At 65.5% G+C, this 17,610-nt stretch carries 12 protein-coding genes and 1 pseudogene; 8 read left to right on the plus strand and 5 right to left on the minus strand.

Features of this window, described 5'->3' with window-relative positions; translation table 11 throughout:
- The first annotated feature begins 655 nt into the window (after window positions 1–655).
- Window positions 656–3,721, plus strand: coding sequence for an Rne/Rng family ribonuclease (locus AC0L3C_RS02150; RefSeq protein WP_473407025.1), 3,066 nt, complete (start codon window positions 656–658; stop codon window positions 3,719–3,721).
- A gap of 67 nt (window positions 3,722–3,788) precedes the next feature.
- On the opposite strand, the gene AC0L3C_RS02155 is transcribed toward AC0L3C_RS02150, so the two are convergent.
- Window positions 3,789–4,472 (minus strand): helix-turn-helix domain-containing protein, encoded by a 684-nt coding sequence (locus tag AC0L3C_RS02155; RefSeq protein ID WP_473407026.1) that lies wholly within the window; start codon window positions 4,470–4,472, stop codon window positions 3,789–3,791.
- Window positions 4,473–4,680: 208 nt separating this feature from the next.
- On the opposite strand from AC0L3C_RS02155, the gene AC0L3C_RS02160 reads away from it, so the two are divergent.
- The 3 genes from AC0L3C_RS02160 to AC0L3C_RS02170 all read left to right on the plus strand — a co-directional run bounded on the left by AC0L3C_RS02160 (window position 4,681) and on the right by AC0L3C_RS02170 (window position 8,769).
- Complete coding sequence (locus AC0L3C_RS02160) at window positions 4,681–6,177, plus strand: amidase (RefSeq protein WP_473407027.1); 1,497 nt, start codon at window positions 4,681–4,683, stop codon at window positions 6,175–6,177.
- A gap of 115 nt (window positions 6,178–6,292) precedes the next feature.
- On the plus strand, window positions 6,293–7,519 hold the full coding sequence (locus tag AC0L3C_RS02165) for an MFS transporter (RefSeq protein ID WP_473407028.1): 1,227 nt from the start codon (window positions 6,293–6,295) through the stop codon (window positions 7,517–7,519).
- A gap of 17 nt (window positions 7,520–7,536) precedes the next feature.
- A complete protein-coding gene (locus tag AC0L3C_RS02170) occupies window positions 7,537–8,769 on the plus strand; it encodes an NAD(P)/FAD-dependent oxidoreductase (RefSeq protein ID WP_473256976.1) in 1,233 nt (410 codons plus the stop codon).
- A 72-nt stretch (window positions 8,770–8,841) separates the two neighbouring features.
- Here AC0L3C_RS02170 and AC0L3C_RS02175 read toward each other — a convergent pair.
- Window positions 8,842–9,677: pseudogene (locus tag AC0L3C_RS02175) on the minus strand (helix-turn-helix transcriptional regulator).
- Window positions 9,678–9,766: 89 nt separating this feature from the next.
- On the opposite strand from AC0L3C_RS02175, the gene AC0L3C_RS02180 reads away from it, so the two are divergent.
- Window positions 9,767–10,636, plus strand: a complete 870-nt coding sequence (locus tag AC0L3C_RS02180; protein ID WP_473407029.1) for an SDR family oxidoreductase — start codon at window positions 9,767–9,769, stop codon at window positions 10,634–10,636.
- A gap of 35 nt (window positions 10,637–10,671) precedes the next feature.
- On the opposite strand, the gene AC0L3C_RS02185 is transcribed toward AC0L3C_RS02180, so the two are convergent.
- The 3 genes from AC0L3C_RS02185 to AC0L3C_RS02195 all read right to left on the minus strand — a co-directional run bounded on the left by AC0L3C_RS02185 (window position 10,672) and on the right by AC0L3C_RS02195 (window position 13,920).
- A complete protein-coding gene (locus AC0L3C_RS02185; RefSeq protein WP_473407030.1) occupies window positions 10,672–12,006 on the minus strand; it encodes a dicarboxylate/amino acid:cation symporter in 1,335 nt (444 codons plus the stop codon).
- Between the two features lie 84 nt (window positions 12,007–12,090).
- Window positions 12,091–12,645 carry a biotin transporter BioY gene (locus AC0L3C_RS02190; RefSeq protein ID WP_473407105.1) on the minus strand — a complete coding sequence of 185 codons (555 nt, stop codon included), beginning with the start codon at window positions 12,643–12,645 and terminating at the stop codon, window positions 12,091–12,093.
- Window positions 12,646–12,732: 87 nt separating this feature from the next.
- Window positions 12,733–13,920 carry a pyridoxal phosphate-dependent aminotransferase gene (locus tag AC0L3C_RS02195; RefSeq protein ID WP_473407031.1) on the minus strand — a complete coding sequence of 396 codons (1,188 nt, stop codon included), beginning with the start codon at window positions 13,918–13,920 and terminating at the stop codon, window positions 12,733–12,735.
- 218 nt (window positions 13,921–14,138) lie between these two features.
- Here AC0L3C_RS02195 and AC0L3C_RS02200 point away from each other — a divergent pair, with 218 nt between their 5' ends.
- From AC0L3C_RS02200 to AC0L3C_RS02210, 3 genes are all read left to right on the plus strand, one after another.
- Window positions 14,139–15,542, plus strand: a complete 1,404-nt coding sequence (locus AC0L3C_RS02200; protein WP_473407106.1) for a M48 family metalloprotease — start codon at window positions 14,139–14,141, stop codon at window positions 15,540–15,542.
- 113 nt (window positions 15,543–15,655) lie between these two features.
- On the plus strand, window positions 15,656–16,423 hold the full coding sequence (locus AC0L3C_RS02205; protein ID WP_473407032.1) for a DsbA family protein: 768 nt from the start codon (window positions 15,656–15,658) through the stop codon (window positions 16,421–16,423).
- Between the two features lie 207 nt (window positions 16,424–16,630).
- The gene (locus AC0L3C_RS02210; protein ID WP_473407033.1) at window positions 16,631–17,509 is read left to right on the plus strand and encodes a DUF1236 domain-containing protein; all 879 of its coding nucleotides are present in this window, start codon (window positions 16,631–16,633) and stop codon (window positions 17,507–17,509) included.
- Window positions 17,510–17,610 lie beyond the last annotated feature (101 nt).

The following is a 17,610-nucleotide window of genomic DNA, read 5'->3' on the forward strand; positions in this document are numbered from 1 at the left end:
TAAACGATCCTTAATGACAGACACGCGAAACTCGCTGACTGTGACCGCCGTGCGACGCTCCTTGCACGGATGGCCCAATCCACGTATGTACGGAATGCTGACGGCCGATATTTCCGGTTGTGTCGCATTCAGCCTCCCGGTGCAGCGCCGGAACTCTCAAGGTTTGGGAATTCCAGCGTTTTTCCGTTCCCCTCTAAGTCCAGCGCGGTGCGCGGCAGCAAGGTGGAGCGGGACAAGCCCCGGCGGCGGACGGTCCCCGGTTACCACCACGTTTCCGGGACGGTTCTGACAGCGGCGCAACCCGTTACCCGGTCCCTTAATCCCAAGGGAGCGGTTCGTAATACCCAAGGCGAGCGCGCTCGCGCCATGCCTGGCCAACAGCAACTGATTGAGGGGCGGCCCCGCCGCCCAATGTTTCATACGGGCCGACGCTTGATGCGCCAGACTGTGCCGACCAATTCTGAAGGACCATTCGCGACGCTGCGGAGTGAAAATTCCGCGCGCCACTTTGGTCCTCCGGCTTCCGGTTCGGCAAGGCGCGAGAGACGGCGTTTCGGCCTTCCCCTCACCCCCGAATCAGGTGGACCGTCGCGTCACCCGGCAGCGCTGATGGCGCCCACGGTGAATCGCGCCCGCCGCCGCCAAGAGTTAAGACATGCCCAACAAGATGTTGATCGATGCCACCCACCCGGAAGAGACCCGGGTCGTCGTGGTCCGCGGCAATCGCGTCGAAGAGTTTGATTTCGAGACCGCGCAACGCAAGCAACTGCGCGGGAATATCTACCTCGCCAAGGTCACAAGGGTCGAACCCTCGCTCCAGGCCGCTTTCGTCGAATATGGCGGCAACCGCCACGGCTTCCTCGCCTTCAGCGAAATCCATCCCGACTACTACCAGATCCCGGTTGCCGACCGGCAGGCGCTGATCGAAGCCGAGGAGCAGGCCCATCGCGAGGCCGAGGAAGAGAGCGAGAACCGCTCCCAGGGCCGCCGCCGCTCCCGCCACCGCAATTCCCGCCGCCGTAGCCATGGCGAGCGCGTCCGCAGCGAGGTCGTCGAAGGCGATCCCGCGACCCGGCAGGTCCAGGGCGAGGCGCTGCCCGAGGGCGCTTCGCACGAGGGCGAGCACCTGCACGCCGGCGTAGAGCATCACGGCGAGCACGAAGGCCACGATCATCACGGCCACGAAACACATGACCACGAAGGACATGACCACCACGACCATGATCATGCCCATGGTGACGATCCTCACGCCCATGATCATCACGACCACGATCATCATGGCGAGCACGACCATCACGACCATGATCATGCCGACGAGGCACCGGCGCCTGTCGCAGCGATCGGCGCCGAGCCCGTGGTTGCCGCAGAAGCCGTTGCCGAGCCGCAGGACGTTACCTCCGACGCACACGCCGACGATCTTGCCGAGGCCGTGACATCGGCTGCTGAGCCTGCCGACGCCGTGTACGCCGAAGGCGAGAATGCGCAGGCTCCGCATCACGAATCCGAAGCGACCGCCGAGGACGACGACGAAGACGAGGACGACGAGGAAGCCGAAGAGGACGTCGTCGAATCCGTCGGCGGCGACGATGTGCTGGAGGAAGTGCCGGAGCGCACCTTCCGCCCCCGCCGCCAGTACAAGATCCAGGAAGTCATCAAGCGTCGCCAGGTGATGCTGGTGCAGGTCGTCAAGGAAGAGCGCGGCAACAAGGGCGCGGCGCTGACGACCTACCTCTCGCTCGCCGGCCGCTATGCCGTCTTGATGCCGAACACCGCGCGCGGCGGCGGCATCAGCCGCAAGATCACGAGCGCGCAGGACCGTTCGCGCCTGAAGGAAGTGGTGCAGGATCTCGACGTGCCCGAGGGCATGGGGATCATTCTGCGCACCGCGGGCGCCGCCCGTACCAAGCCCGAGATCAAGCGCGATTTCGAGTACCTGATCCGGATGTGGGAGACGGTGCGCGACATGACGCTGAAGTCGCAGGCCCCGACCCTCGTCTACGAGGAAGGCTCGCTGATCAAGCGCTCGCTGCGCGACCTCTACAACAAGGAGATCGACGAGATCCAGGTGGCGGGTGATGCCGGCTACCGCGAAGCGCGCGACTTCATGAAAATGCTGATGCCCGCCAATGTGAGCGCGGTGAGGCAGTATCGTGACGGCCAGCCGCTGTTCTCGCGCATGGGCGTCGAAAGCCAGCTGGATGCGATGTTCTCGCCGACCGTGCAGTTGCGCTCCGGCGGCTACATCGTGATCAACCAGACCGAAGCGCTGGTCTCGATCGACGTCAACTCCGGTCGTTCGACGCGCGAGCATCATATCGAGGACACCGCGCTCAAGACCAATCTCGAGGCCTCGGAGGAGGTTGCGCGTCAGCTTCGGTTGCGCGACCTCGCCGGCCTGATCGTCATCGACTTCATCGACATGGACGAGAAGCGCAACAACCGCGCGGTGGAACGCAAGCTGTCCGATTGCCTCCGGCAGGACCGCGCGCGGATCCAGGTCGGACGCATCTCGCATTTCGGCCTGCTCGAGATGTCACGCCAGCGCATCCGCGCCAGCGTGCTGGAGTCCTCGACCGATCCGTGCACGCATTGCGGCGGCACCGGCCATGTACGCTCGGTGTCCTCGGTTGCGCTTCAGTTGCTGCGCGGTCTCGAAGAGATACTGATGAAGGGCGCGACCCACAACCTCGTGGTCCGCACCCGCACCGACGTCGCGCTCTATGTGCTGAACCACAAGCGCGGCCATCTGCGCGATCTGGAGAACGGCTTCAAGGTCACGTTGTCGGTCATCGCCGATCCGAGCGTCAACGGGCCTCAGGCCTATGTCATCGACCGCGGCGAGCAGGTGCATACGCTGGAAGCCGCCAAGGCTCTGCTGGCGGCGCAGGCGGCCGCAAGCCCGCCGCCCCTGGTCGAAGAGGCCTATGACGACGAGGAGTTCGATCCGGAAACCGAGTCCGAGGTCGAGACCGAAGAAACCGAAGGTCTCGCCGAGGAGCAGACCACAGGCGATGCCGCTGCTGAGCAGGACGGCCAGCGCCGCAAGCGTCGCCGTCGCCGCCGCGGTCGCGGTGGCCCGCGCGACGAGGAGACGCGCGAGGATGGCGCGCCCGCTCTTGCCGAGACGGCCATGGCGGCCGGCGAAGGCGAAGAGGATGCCGAGGCCGAGCCGGAAGGCGAGGAAGGCGAGGAACAGGCAGCCCGTGGCGAGCAGCAGGGCAGCGCCGATCGCCGTCGCCGGCGCGGTCGCCGTGGTGGCCGCCGCCGTCGCGGTCCCGGCGAGGAAGGTCTCGCCGGCTCCATCAGCGACGAGCTCACTGCCAATGCGCCGTCGGAAGCGACCAACGCTGTCGCCGATTTCGACAGTTTTGGCGGCGAGGCAGCGCCCTCGATCGCGCATGCCGAGCACACGTCAGAACCTCAGGTCACCCAGCCTGAGCCGCGGGCCGAAGCACGGATTGAGGCAGCGGCCAGGCCTGAGCCGGCTCCTGCTGCCGCGGACGAAGAGCACGCCGACGACAAGGCCGCACGACGCCGTTCGACGGTTCGGGAAAAGGTGAGCTTCCCGTCGAGCAGCCAGAGTGAACCGGTACCGGTCGCGCAGGCGGCCGAGCCGGTTGCCGCACCGGCTCCGGAGCCCGCGCCCGCAGCGGCAAGCGAAACGTCGGCCGCACCGCGTCGCGCCGGCTGGTGGTCGCGCCGCTTCGGCGGCGGCGAATAGACGAGCCCCAATCAAAAACGCCCGACTTCGGCCGGGCGTTTTTCGTTCCACGCTCTCTTTGCAGACGTCAGAGCGACGGCGGATCATCCTCGATCGGCGCCACGTCGCGCGATACAATCCGGCGAAGCTGATCGTAAAGGTCAGGCGCCTCGCTGGTGCAGAGGCAGACGCCCTTTGCAGCAGGCGCTGCGCCGGCGTTGAGGTAGGCGTGGCCCATGGTGCTGTCGAGATAGATGCCGTCGCCCTCGGCCAGGATCTCCGGCGCGTAGAACTCGGTGTGGACGGCAACGCGTCCGCTCGTCACCACGAAATATTCCTCGCCGGCGTGGCGCAGCAGAGGGCCGAACTCCTCCAGCGAGCGTGCCCGGACTTCTGCCAGGATCGGCACCATGCGTTTGCCGATCAGATCGGTGCATTGATAGGTGTAGGTGTAGAAGCCGGTCGTGATCACCTGCCCCTGCCCGGCGCGGCTGATGCTCCGTCGTGCCGTGACCGGCCGGCTCTGCTCGGGGCGCGGGGGTGCCGGATTGAACAGCTCGGCGATCTCCATCTTCAAGCCCGAGGTGAGCTGGAGCAGCTTGTCGTAGGTCAGCGACATCAGGCCGTTCTCGACCTTGGACAGGGTCGACAGTGCCATGCCGGTCCGCTCCGCCACCTGCTTGAGCGTCAGCCCTCGCGCCTGGCGGGCAGCCTTGAGGCATTGGCCGAGCTGGGAGTTGGCGCCCTCCGGCGTCGTCAGGATCTCGCTCATGCAGCGAAGCTATCACGGCGGCGGACAATTGTTTGACCGATCCATCTAATCTTTTCGACTGAAGGTGGCCCTGAGTTCCGCATCTGGTCCGCGTTTGGGCAGGTAAGCCAGCATTTGTGCATGAAGCGGCCCGTTCTGACGAATATTGGTGCGCGGCTTCCGCTTTCCGATATGCTAAATTGTTTTCAAATCTTGAAAGGGACTGGCGTTGTCCGAGCTTTGCGATTCCAGCGCCGTTGAGCTGCGCCGCCACCTGTCCGCCCGGGACATCTCGCCCGTCGAGCTGCTGGACTCGTGCCTGTCGCGGATCGCAGCCGTCAATCCCGCCGTCAATGCCGTCGTGACACTGGACGAGCCTGGCGCTCGTGCCGCTGCCAGGGAAGCCGAGGCCGCCATCATGCGCGGCGAGGATCATGGTGCCCTCCACGGGCTCCCCGTTCTCGTCAAGGACACCCAGGACACCGCTCGCCTACGGACCACCTGTGGCAGCCCGTTGCTGAGGGACAACGTCCCGCTCGCCGACCAGGGCTCGGTGGCCCGGCTGCGCGCGGCTGGCGCCATCATCTTCGGCAAGACCAACACACCGGAATGGGCGGCCGGCGGCAACACCCGCAACCCCGTGTTCGGCGCGACCGGCAATCCGTTCGATCCAATGCGCTCGGCGGCTGGCTCCTCCGGCGGCTCGGCGGTGGCGCTCGCCTGCGGCATGGCCCCGCTCGCCTCGGGCTCGGACACCGGCGGCTCATTGCGCAATCCGGCGGGCTTCGCCGGCATTGTCGGCATGCGTCCGTCCTACGGCCTCGTCGCCAGCGAGAAGCGCGTGTTCGGCTGGTCCAATTTGTCGACCGACGGGCCGATGGCGCGTAATGTCGCCGACACCGCGCTGATGCTGTCGGTGATGGCGAGCGACGATGCCCGCGATCCGCTCGCCTATACGCTGCCCGGCGAGTCCGTGCGCGCGCGTGCCGAACGCTGGGCCGCGCCGCGCCCCGCAGAACTCGGCAGGCTGCGCCTCGCCTTCACCGAAGACTTCGGCTTCGCCCCGACCGAGCAGGCGATCCGGCGCGTGTTCCGCCATCGCGTGAGCAAGCTTGCATCGCTCTTCGCGGAGTGCCGCGAGGCGACGCCGGATTGCTCCGGCGCCGACGACGCCTTCGCCGTGCTGCGCGCCGGCATGTTCCTGGCGACACACGGCAAGAACTACAGGGAGCGGCCCGAGATGCTCGGGCCCAATGTCCGCGCCAATGTCGAGGAAGGCCTCGGCTACACCCTCGAAGATCACGCGCGCGCCGCAACGACGCAGACGCGGATCTATCGCGCCTGGCAAAGCTTCTTCGAAAGCTGCGACGTGCTGATCAGCCCGACCATCACGCTCAGTCCGCGGCCGTGGTCGGAGCCCCATCCCGCGGAGATCGACGGGGTACCTACGAAATCCTACTTCCATTGGCTCGCGCTCGCTTATGCGGTCACGCTTCCCGGCCATCCCGCCATCAGCATCCCTCTCGGCCTTGATGAAGCCGGGCTGCCTTTCGGCCTGCAGATCGTTGGTCAGCGTGGCGGCGACGCCGCCGTGCTCACGGTGGCCGCGAGCCTCGAAGCAGCGTTCTCCGGCGACGCGCAATTGTGCCGGCCCGCGCCCGATCTGGCCCGGCTTGCAGTGGCGCCGCCGCTCTCGGCTGCACCCGGCTTCCTGACTTGGGAATGATCAGAACTTGGCAATGAAGAACTTGGGAATGAAGAACTTGGGAATGATCAGAGCTCGGGAATGACCTGAACTCGGCAACGACCGAACCAGCCCTGGCAGCGCAATGGAGACGAGGATGACGGAATTGCCGAGGAAGACCAGCGTCATCGCATTCGTCCTGCTCTACGTCGCCTACTGCATCTCCTATGTCGACCGCGCGGCGATCTCGCTGGCGCTGGCCCAGATCGGCAAGGACTTCAACCTCCAGGCCGCAGATCTCGGCATCGTTATCAGCGCGTTCTTCCTCGGTTACGCCGCAATGCAGGTGCCGGGCGGATGGCTCTCCGACCGCTTCGGATCGAAATATGTGGTGATCATCACCATCGTGATGTGGTCGCTGTTCACGGCGTTCACGAGTCTTGCCTGGTCGCTGACATCGCTGATCGCGATCCGCTTCCTGTTCGGCATCGCCGAGGGCGGCTTCCCGCCGGCGAGCATCCGCGCCGTCGCGGAGGTGTTCAAGAAGGACAGCCGGCCGAAGATGTCGGCGCTGCTGCTGTCATCCAACTATGCCGGCAGCATGATCGCGCCGCTGGTCATGGCGCCGTTGATCCTCTGGCTCGGCTGGCGCCATGCCTTCAACGCGATTGGCATTGCGGGCATCGTCTTCGCGGTGGCCTATTTCGTCTTCGTCCCCTATCTGGGCCGCCCGGGTGCGAACGATCCGACCCCGGCGGGGACGAAGGCCGAGAACAGTGCACCGATGCGCGAGCTCATGAAGAATCCGCTGCTGTGGCAGCTGATGGTGGTGTGGTTCGGCCTCAGTTGCGTCAACAAGGGCCTGGATTCCTGGATGCCGCTCTATCTGCTCCAGCAGCGCGGGCTCGACCTCAAGACGGTCGGCATCGTGGCGCCGATCCCGTTCGTGATGGCGACGATCGCGACTGCGATCGGCGGCTGGGTGATGACGACGTTTTTCGCCGAGCGCGAAAAATATCTGCTGATCGGCGCCTCCGCATTGACCGGCATCTTCCTCTACGCCATGTACAAGGCGGAGACGATCGCGATGTTGATCACCTACCAGTCGGTGGTCTATTTCTTCAAATCCTTCGTGCTGGCCTCGGTGATTGCGCTTCCGACCAAGCTGCTCCGCGACGACCAGATCGGATCCGGCATCGGCATGGTCAATCTCGGCGGCCAGAGCGCGGGCTTCGTCGCACCCGTGGCGATCGGCTTCATCGTGACCGGAACCGGATCGTTCGATGCCGCCTTCGGCTTCCTCGTGGCGATGACGGCATTATCCGTCGTGGTCGCCGCGACCATCAACACGGCCGAGCCGAAGCTCACGCCGCAGACGGCCTGACAGGAGAATTTCTTCCGATGCAAAGCGCGATCGTCCTCGGCGGCGGCATGATCGGCGTCAGCGCGGCGCTGCACCTCCAGCAGCGCGGCTGGTCCGTCACGCTGATCGACCGCAGGGAGCCGGGCCGCGAGACCAGCTACGGCAATGCCGGCATGATCCAGGCGGAAGCGGTGCGCCCCTATCCGATGCCACGCGATCTCGCCACGCTCCTGAAGATCGCGACTGGCCGCACCAACGACGTGCGTTACAGCCTCTCATCGCTTCATCTCCATATCGAGCCCCTGCTCCGCTATTGGTGGCATTCGGCGCCGAAGCGGCATCGCGAAGCGATCGACGCCTGGGCGCGGCTGATCGCCTACGCGACGGCGGAGCACGACATCCTCATTCGCGAAGCCCACGCCGACAATCTGATCCGCCGCGCGGGATACAGGCACCTGCATCGCGACGCAGCTTCGTTCGATCTCGCCGTCAAGGCGGCGGAAGAAGACCAGCGCGAATTCGGCGTGAGGTTTCGTGCGCTCTCGGGCGCCGAGCTCGCCAAGGCCGAACCTGTCCTGCGCGACGACCTGCCCGGCGCGATCCATTGGCTCGACACCTGGACCGTGTCCGATCCCGGCGCGCTGGTCACGGCCTATGCCGATCTGTTCGAGCGCCTCGGCGGCACCATCGTGCTCGGTGATGCCCAAAGCCTGCAGCAGACCGCCACCGGCTGGTCGGTCAAGACAGACGTTGGACACATCGACGCCGCCCACGCCGTCGTGACGCTCGGGCCGTGGTCGCCCGATCTCCTGCTCAAATTCGGCTATCGCATCCCGCTGGTGCGCAAGCGTGGCTACCACATGCATTACAGCGGTGGCGCCTCGCTCGATCTGCCGCTGGTCGACAAAGCCGGTGGCTACGCCATGGGTCCGATGGCGAAGGGTATCCGCATCACCACCGGCGCGGAGTTGACGGGCCTGGACGCGCTCGCAACGCCCGTGCAGCTCGCCAGCGCGGAAGCGTCCGCGCGCGAGTTGATCGACCTTGGCAAGCGGGTCGAGCCCGACCCCTGGTTCGGCACCCGCCCCTGCACGCCTGACATGCTGCCGGTGCTCGGCCCCGCCCCGCGCCATGCAGGCCTCTGGATGAACTTTGGCCACGGCCACCAGGGCTTTACGCTGGGACCCGCGACCGGGCGCCTGCTCGCGGAGATGATGAGCGGCGAAACGCCGGCGATCGATCCGACCCCATACCGGCCGGAGCGATTCTAACCCCAGTGTTGGCGGCAAGCACCGCGCGCGCGTCGCCAGATGCAGGTTGAACGCGCGAATTCGCAAATTCCGTCAATCGGCGCGCTCGGCGAGCAGTGTCCGGATGCGTTCGGCGTCTTCGGGAGTCGCGGGGTTGTAGACGATCATGCTGAGATCGGAGCGTCCCTCGACGATAAAACTCGAATATTCGAACGACATCGTGCCGTGAACGGGATGCCGCAGCCGCTTGGTGCCGTCGCCGTGGTGACGCACGTCGTTGTCGCGCCAGAGCGCGGCGAATTCCGGGCTGGTCCGGCACAGCTCGTCGACAAAATCGGCGACATGCGAGACTGCGCCGGCCCGCGCGGCGTCCGCCCGGAATGCCGCGACGACGAAGCGCGCCACGCTGTCCCAATCGTATTGCGCGGCGCGCACGCGCGGATCGCAGAAGATGAAGCGCAGGATGTTGCGCTGACCCGGCGGGATCGCGCCGTAGTCGGTCAGCACGGCGCTTGCGGCACGATCCAGGCGACGACGTCCCAGGTCGCGGTCCGCACCAGCGCCGGGCTGAATGCGAACGCGTCGAGCACGCGCTGCAGCCGCGGCGAGACGCTCTCGCCGGCCTGGTAGCGCACCTCGGGCGGACGGCCGAGGCCGATCAGGAACAGGTGCTCGCGCTCGACATCGGTCAGCATCAGCGCTCGTGCGATGCGGTCGAGCACATCGGGCGACGGCGCGCCGCCGCGGCCCTGCTCGAGCCAAGTGTACCAGGTCGGGCTGATATTGGCGCGCTGCGCCACCTCCTCGCGGCGGAGTCCCGGCGTACGCCTGCGGCTACCCGCGAAGCCGAACGCGGCGGCGTCGAGCCGGGTACGGCGGTCCTTGAGGTAGGCCCCGAGCAGGTTTTCGGCTGAAGCGGTCTCGCTCATCCTGTTAGCTATTATACCCCGATAATGTCACTACTTTACCCGGATAATCCTGGCGCGGATGGTCGTCTCCACCAACCCTGGAGATACTGATGCGTGTTTTCGTCACTGGCGCCACCGGTTTCGTCGGCTCCGCCGTCGTCCGCGATCTGATCGCCGCCGGCCACCGGGTCACGGGCCTCGCCCGCTCCGACGCGGGAGCCGCCGCGATGGGCGCCGATGTCCACCGCGGGTCGCTAGAGGACCACGCGTCCTTGCGCAGCGGCGCCGCTGCAACGGATGGCGTCCTGCACCTCGGCTTCAACCACGATTTCTCGAAATTCGCCGACAATTGCGAGCTCGACCGCCGCGCGATCCTGGCGATCGGCGAGGAACTCAAGGGCTCCGGTCGCCCTCTCATCGTCACCTCCGGCGTCGCGCTGCTTGCGCCCGGCCGCCTCGCCACCGAGGATGATGTGTCGGCGCAGCGCTTTCCGCGCGTGTCGGAAGCGACCGCGCTGTCGCTGGCCGGCCTCCGCGCCGCCGTTGTGCGTCTTCCGCCCTCCACGCATGGCGAGGGCGACCACGGCTTCGTCCCGATCCTGATCAACCTCGCGCGCCAGAAGGGCGTATCGGCCTATGTCGGCGATGGCAGCAACCGCTGGCCCGCCGCGCACCGCTTCGACGCCGCGCGCGTCTACCGGCTGGCGCTGGAGCAAGGCGCACCCGCGAAGCACTATCACGCGATCGCCGAGGAAGGCGTGCCGTTCAAGGCGATTGCGGAAGTGATCGGCCGGCGGCTCGGCGTGCCCGTGGTGTCCCAATCGCCCGAGGAAGCGGCCGCGCATTTCGGCTGGTTCGCACAACTCGCGGCCGCCGACGTTCCGACCTCGAGCGCGAAGACGCGTGCTTTGCTCGGCTGGTCGCCGCAAGAAAAAGGGCTGATCGAGGATCTAGACCAGCCCTGCTATTTCAAGAACTGACGGCGCGGCTGGCGCCGTCGGTGAGAGCTTGCAGATCAGTCCGTCGTGACCGCGGTTTCCATGTCGGTCGGATCGATCTGCCTGGTGAGGTTGGCGTTGAGCTTGTCGCGATCGAGTTCGCCCTCCCACCAGGCGACGATCACGCAGGCAACGCCGTTGCCGCACAGATTGGTCAGCGCGCGGCACTCGCTCATGAACTTGTCGATGCCGAGCACGATCGCCATGCCCGGCACGAGGCGCGGATCGACCACGGCGAGCGTCGCCGCCAGCGTGATGAAGCCCGCACCCGTGATGCCGGAGGCGCCCTTCGAGGTCAGCATCGCCACCACCAGGATGGTGAGCTGCTGGCCAAAGGTGAGATCGAAGCCCAGCGCCTGCGCGATGAACAGCGTCGCCAGAGTCATGTAGATGTTGGTGCCGTCGAGATTGAACGAATAGCCCGTGGGCACCACGAGGCCGACCACCGACTTCGAGCAGCCGAGGCGCTCGAGCTTTTCCATCAAGGACGGCAACGCGCTCTCCGAGGACGAGGTGCCGAGCACGATCAGCAGCTCGTCCTTGATGTAGGCGAGGAACTTGAAGATGGAGAAGCCGGCGAAGCGCGCGATGATTCCGAGCACGACGAACACGAACAGCGCCGCGGTCAGGTAGAACGTCGCGATCAGGCCGATCAGGTTGAGGATCGCCCCGGTGCCGAACTTGCCGATCGTGTAGGCCATCGCGCCGAAGGCACCGATCGGCGCCGCGCGCATCACGATGGAGATGACGCCGAACACCGCATGCGCGGCGTCGTCGATGAACGAGCGGATGGTGTGGCCGCGTTCGCCGAGCCCCATGATGGCGAAGCCGAACAGCACCGAGAACAGCAGCACCTGCAGGATCTCGCCTTGCGCGAAGGCGCCGACGACGGTGTCCGGAATGATGTGCAGCACGAAGTCGACCGACTTCTGGCCTTCGGCCTGCTTGGCGTAATTGGCGACGGCCTGCGCGTTGGCGGCGGCGCCGCCGAAGCCCGCACCCGGCTTCACCAGATTGCCGATGATAAGTCCGATCACCAGCGCGAAGGTCGAGACGATCTCGAAATAGACCAGCGCCTTGACGCCGATGCGGCCGACCTTCTTGGCGTCCTGAATGTGGGCGATGCCCGAAACCACGGTGCAGAAGATGATCGGGGCGATCACCATCTTGATCAGCTTGATGAAGCCGTCGCCGAGTGCCTTGATCCACTCATTGGTGGCGACTGACGGCCAGAGCCAGCCGACGATGGCGCCGAGCACGATCGCAATCAGCACCTGGATATAAAGGACCTTGTACCACGGCTTGGCGGCGGGCGGCGCGACCGGCGCCCCCACCATCGTTGTCGTCGTCATTGTTTCACTCCCCCTCAAAACGCTAGGCCAGCCAAGATCAACTTGGCCGGCCCTGTCAATCGGAACTGCTCGATATTGCGCGCTTTACCCGCGATCGACCGCCCGGCGTATCGCCGGCATCAACGTCGCGCCCAGCGCGTTCTTGACCAGCGACGCCGCAATGAACGGCAGCAGGCCGACCTGCCACGCCTTTGCGGTGCCAAGGCCGAGGCCGAAGGCGAGCCAGCCAAAGCCCGCGGCCAGAATGAGGATGTGTCCAACGGCCATGGCCGCAAACAGCAGCACTACGCTGCGATCCCAGCCGCGCTCGGCGAGCCAGCCGGTGACGAAGGCGGCGCCAATGAAGCCGAACAGATAGCCCGCGGTCGGGCCGACCAGCGGTGCGATCCCACCAACGGGACCGGCGAACACTGGCAGGCCCATCGCACCCTCGGCGAGGTAGGCGATCATGGTTGCGCTGCCAAGCCGCCAGCCATAGGCGGCGCCGATCATCAACACGACCAGCGTCTGCAGTGTCATGGGCACGTAAGGCAGCGGCAGGTTCACCTTGGCTGACAGCGCCATCAAGGCGGTGCCAAGCGCAATCAGCACGACGGCGCGCAAGGCACCGACAGTTTCACCCGGCCGGATCGGCCACATCAATGCGGCGAGAGGAGAATGTGTGGCGGTAGACGGGACGGAACGGTCGGACAAGTTGCACTCCAGAAGGCTGGCGAAAACTGCCGGCTATTTAAGCCAGTGAGCGATCCGGTCAACTGCTTCCCGCATCTCCGCAGCCGAACGCGCATAAGAGAGCCGTATGAACGAACGACCATGGATTGGATCGAAGTCGAGCCCCGGCGTGACCGCGACATGGGCCTGTTCGAGCATCTGCTTGGCGAAGTCGAAACTGTCGGAGGTGAAGTCCGAGACGTCCGCGTAGAGATAGAACGCGCCGTCGGCCGGCAGAAACCTGGTCAGGCCAGCCTTGGGCAATCCCTCGATCAGGATGCGCCGGTTCTCCTGATAGCCGTGCTTGATCTCTTCCATCTCGGCCGCGCCGTCGAAGGCCGCTTCGGCGGCGATCTGCGACAGCGACGGCACCGAGATCGACAGGTTCTGCTGCAGCCGCTCGATCGGCCGTACCAGAATCTCGGGCACGACCATCCAGCCGACGCGCCAGCCCGTCATGCAGAAATACTTCGAGAACGAGTTGATCACGAGCGCGTGCTCCGACAGCGCCGCAGCCGTCACGGCGGGAAACGCGTAGTCGAGCCCGTGATAGATCTCGTCCGAGATGAAACGGATGCCCGCGCCTTCCGCCGCCGCGATCAGGCCCGCGAGCGCCTCGCGGGACATCATGGTCCCGGTCGGATTGGCGGGGCTGCCGACCAGCACGCCCTTCAGCGGCGCCTTGCGATGGGCGGCCAGCAGCGCCTCGCCGGTCAGCGCATGACGCGTCTCGTTCGTGGTCTCGATCAGCACCGGCTCGCAGCCGAGCGCGGTGAGGATATGGCGGTACGGCGGATAACCCGGCACCGTCACGGCGACGCGGTCGCCCGGCTCGAATATCGCGAGGAAGGCCAGAATGAACCCGCCGGAGGAGCCGGTGGTCACCACAATCCGCTCGGGGCTGAGGTCACAGCCATAGGCATCGCGATAATGCCGCGCGATGCGCGCGCGCAAGGAGGGGATGCCGAGTGCTGAGGTATAATCGATCCGCCCTGCCTCGAGCGCCGCATGGGCGGCCGCAATCGCGGTCTTCGGCGCGCCGGCGGCGGGCTGGCCGACCTCCATATGGATCACATGGCCCCCGGCCGCCTCGATTCGGGCCGCCGCGGCCATCACGTCCATCACCATGAACGGGGGAACATCGCTGCGGCGGGAGGGCGCGAGCCACTCTCCCAATGGGTTCCTCAAGGTCGCATCGTGCATCGATTTCTGCTATTCGCTGGCGGGGCCGATCCGTCCGACCCGGGAAAAACGGGGTGCTTGCGCCCCAGACTGGCCGCATTGTACGGCTCATAAGGGGTACGGCTCAAAGGGGCATATCGCGTATCCGGTCCGCCGCCAATCGCCAAAACCAATCACTGAACTGCTTGACCAGGAATGCCTGACAAGCCTGCTGACAAGACCGTTTGACCCAGACCGTGATGTTGTTCCAGATCGCATTGCGCAAGAAGGCCACCGCCCTCACCTCCCTCGTCGCGGCGGCTGCGATCGCGCTGACGCCGTTCTCGGCCGCGCATGCGCAGGCCAAGGGACCGCCGGTCCTGCGCGACACCGAGACCGAGCAGCTGCTGCGCGAATACACGCGCCCGATCCTGCGCGCCGCCGGTCTGGAAAAGCAGAACATCCAGATGGTGATCGTCAACGAGGGCTCGTTCAACGCGTTCGTCGCCGATGGCCGCCGCATCTTCGTCAATTACGGTGCGATCCTGCAATCGGAGACGCCGAACCAGATCATCGGCGTGCTCGCGCACGAGACCGGGCATCTGGCCGGCGGCCATCTGTCCAAGCTGCGCGAGCAGCTCGCCAACGCCCAGACCCAGATGATCATCGCGATGCTGCTCGGCGCCGGCGCGATGGCCGTAGGCAGCACCCGCGGCAGCGGCAGCGCCGGCAACAATGGCCTGGCCAATGCAGGAGCCGCCGCCCTCGCCGGCCCCCAGGAGATGATCCGCCGGACGCTGCTGTCCTATCAGCGCCAGCAGGAGGAGAACGCCGACCGCGCCGGCGTGAAATTCCTGACGGCGACCCAGCAGTCGCCAAAAGGCATGTACGAGACCTTCAAGCGCTTCACCAGCGAGAGCCTGTTCGCCGCACGCGGCGCCGATCCCTATCTCCAGTCGCACCCGATGCCCGCCGAGCGCGTCGCTTCCCTGCAGGAATTCGCCAGCTCCAGCCCTTATTGGGACAAGAAGGATGATCCCGCGCTCCAGCTCCGCCATGACATGGTGCGCGCCAAGATCTCCGCCTTCATGGAGCGGCCGGAGACGGTGTACCGCCGCTATCCCCTGACCAACGACAGCATGCCGGCGCGCTACGCCCGCGCCATCAGCACCTATCTGCATGGCGATTTGCGCAGCGCGCTCACCCAGATCGACGCGCTGATCCAGATCCAGCCCAACAATGCGTATTTTTACGAGGTGCGCGGCCAGGCGCTGCTGGAGGGCGGCAAGCCGGCCGAGGCAATTCCTGCCCTGCGCAAGGCTGTCGCACTTTCGAACAACGCGCCCCTCATCGAGATGTTACTTGGGCAGGCTCTGGTTGGGTCCGATAATAAGGCCTACACCGATGACGCCGTTCGGATTCTCCGGGCTGCGGTGGCACGGGAACCGGAGGCCATTCTCGGCTACATGCAGCTCGCGATGGCCTATGGCCGGAAGGGTGACTATGCCGAGGCCGATCTGGCGTCGGCGCAGGCCGCTTATCTGCGCGGCGACAACAAGACCGCCCGCGAGCTTGCGACGCGCGCGAAAACCCGTTTCGCCGTCGGCACGCCCGGATGGGTCAAGGCCGACGACATCGTGGCGTCGAAACCGCCGCGCAACTGACCAGACCAAGACGACGCCTTACGCCACCACGCCTTACGAAACGACGTCACGACACCGAGCTTAAGTCCGCCGGGACGTTTTCCGAAACCTGCTTTGGATAAGAGGATTTGCCTATGCCTTCGCTGCGCCTGCTTGCTCCCGCGCTGTTTGCGCTCGCCATGTTCGGCGCAGCCGTGCCCGCGTCGGCCGACAGCTTCTCCGATGCCCAGCGCACGGACATCGAGGCGATCGTCAAGAACTATCTCGTCACCCATCCCGAGGTGCTCGAGGAAGCGATGGCCGAACTCACCAAGCGCCAGGCCGCGGCCGAGACGCAGAAGCACGAGGCCAGCGTCGCGCAGAATTCCGATGCGATCTTCAACTCGCCGCGTCAGGTCGTGCTCGGCAACAAGGACGGCGACGTCACCTTCGTCGAGTTCTTCGACTACAATTGCGGCTACTGCAAGCGCGCGATGGACGACATGCTCACCCTCATGAAAGCCGATCCGAAGCTGAAGGTGGTGCTGAAGGAGTTTCCGGTGCTGAGCCAGGGCTCGGTGGAAGCAGCCCAGGTCGCCGTCGCGGTGCGCATGCAGGATCCCTCCGGCAAGAAGTACCTCGACTTCCACCAGAAGCTGCTCGGCGGCCGTGGCGCGGCCGACAAGGCGCGTGCGCTTCAGGCGGCCAAGGAAGCCGGCCTCGACACCGCGAAGATCGAGAAGGACATCGGCAGCGCCGAGGTGCGCAGCACCATCGAGGAGAACTTCAAGCTCGCCGAAGCAATGGGCATGAACGGCACGCCCAGCTACGTGATCGGAAAGCAGATCGTTGTCGGCGCCGTCGGTGTCGATAGCCTCAAGGAAAAGATCGCTGTGGCCCGCTGCGGCAAAGCGACCTGCTGACAAGGCGACCCGCTGATCACGTTAAAAATCACGCATGCAAAGGCCGGCTGAAAAGCCGGTCTTTTCATTGCGCCGAAATCTGGCGCGCGCGTTCATCTGGCGTTCAACAAACAAAAGCCTCGGAACCACCAAAGTTCCGGAACTACTCAAATCTCCTTTCGTTGTCGGCGCGGGCAATGACGCAAATGAACACGTGAGGAGAATTCCATGTCTAACCGCTTTATGATCTCGGTTGCCACACTCGCGCTCGTCGCGGGCACCGGTCTGGCGAACGCACAGGGCACCATGAACCGCGACAGCGGTGGCGGCGCCGGTGGTGCGCAGATGCAGCATTCGCAGCCTTCCGGCGGCGCCGCCGAACGCGGCGGCTCGATGGGTAAGGAATCCGCCCATGAGAAGGGCACCGTCGGTCAGGCTGGCGGCTCCAGCAGCATGAAGTCCGGCGGAGCAGCCGAGGAGAAGTCGTCGGGCGGGATGGACAAGTCCGGCGCGATGAACAAGAACGCGACCGACGAGAAGGCCGGCGCGGCGAAGGGTGAGCACGCCCAGGGCGCGCAGGAAAAGTCCGCGCAAGACAAGTCCACGCAGGACAAGTCCATGCATGACAAGTCAGCGCAGGACAAGGCAGCGCAGGACAAGGCAGCGCAGGACAAGTCGAAGAGCACGATGGACAAGTCCCAGACGGACAAGTCCAAGAGCACGGAGACTGACACCAAGAGCGGCAACATGAACGCCCAGACCAAGGGCGCAGACAGCCAGACCAAGGGTGCGGACAACAAGGCTGCCGATACCAAGTCTCAGACGACGACCGGCACAGCCTCCGCGACCGCTTCTGCGCCGCCGCCCGAGAAGCGGACCGAGATCACATCCGCGATCAAGTCGACCAAGATCGAGGAAACGACCAACGTCAACTTCAACATCTCAGTCGGCACGACGGTCCCTGCCAGCGTTCATTTCCACCCGCTCCCGCCGCGGATCGTCGAGATTTATCCGGAATGGCGCGGCTATGATGTGATCTTGGTGCACGGGCGGTACGTCATCGTTCGTCCGCAGACGCGCGAGATCGTGTACATCATCGAAGGCTAAGTCGCTTCGCTGAAGCTCCAAATGAGCCCTTGCCGAGAGATCGGCAGGGGCTTTTGGGTTACCGGGCGGCGTCTTCCCGCACACGCCGGCCGGCAGCCATG

This window comes from Bradyrhizobium sp. WSM4872, from assembly GCF_055811715.1.

What these genes read in the sequence shown, in the direction of transcription:
- AC0L3C_RS02150 (WP_473407025.1), top strand. Translation starts at nt 656, where the DNA reads ATGCCCAACAAGATGTTGATCGATGCCACCCACCCGGAAGAGACCCGG.
- AC0L3C_RS02155 (WP_473407026.1), bottom strand. Translation starts at nt 4,472, where the DNA reads ATGAGCGAGATCCTGACGACGCCGGAGGGCGCCAACTCCCAGCTCGGC.
- AC0L3C_RS02165 (WP_473407028.1), top strand. Translation starts at nt 6,293, where the DNA reads ATGACGGAATTGCCGAGGAAGACCAGCGTCATCGCATTCGTCCTGCTC.
- AC0L3C_RS02170 (WP_473256976.1), top strand. Translation starts at nt 7,537, where the DNA reads ATGCAAAGCGCGATCGTCCTCGGCGGCGGCATGATCGGCGTCAGCGCG.
- AC0L3C_RS02180 (WP_473407029.1), top strand. Translation starts at nt 9,767, where the DNA reads ATGCGTGTTTTCGTCACTGGCGCCACCGGTTTCGTCGGCTCCGCCGTC.
- AC0L3C_RS02185 (WP_473407030.1), bottom strand. Translation starts at nt 12,006, where the DNA reads ATGACGACGACAACGATGGTGGGGGCGCCGGTCGCGCCGCCCGCCGCC.
- AC0L3C_RS02190 (WP_473407105.1), bottom strand. Translation starts at nt 12,645, where the DNA reads ATGTGGCCGATCCGGCCGGGTGAAACTGTCGGTGCCTTGCGCGCCGTC.
- AC0L3C_RS02195 (WP_473407031.1), bottom strand. Translation starts at nt 13,920, where the DNA reads ATGCACGATGCGACCTTGAGGAACCCATTGGGAGAGTGGCTCGCGCCC.
- AC0L3C_RS02200 (WP_473407106.1), top strand. Translation starts at nt 14,139, where the DNA reads ATGTTGTTCCAGATCGCATTGCGCAAGAAGGCCACCGCCCTCACCTCC.
- AC0L3C_RS02205 (WP_473407032.1), top strand. Translation starts at nt 15,656, where the DNA reads ATGCCTTCGCTGCGCCTGCTTGCTCCCGCGCTGTTTGCGCTCGCCATG.
- AC0L3C_RS02210 (WP_473407033.1), top strand. Translation starts at nt 16,631, where the DNA reads ATGTCTAACCGCTTTATGATCTCGGTTGCCACACTCGCGCTCGTCGCG.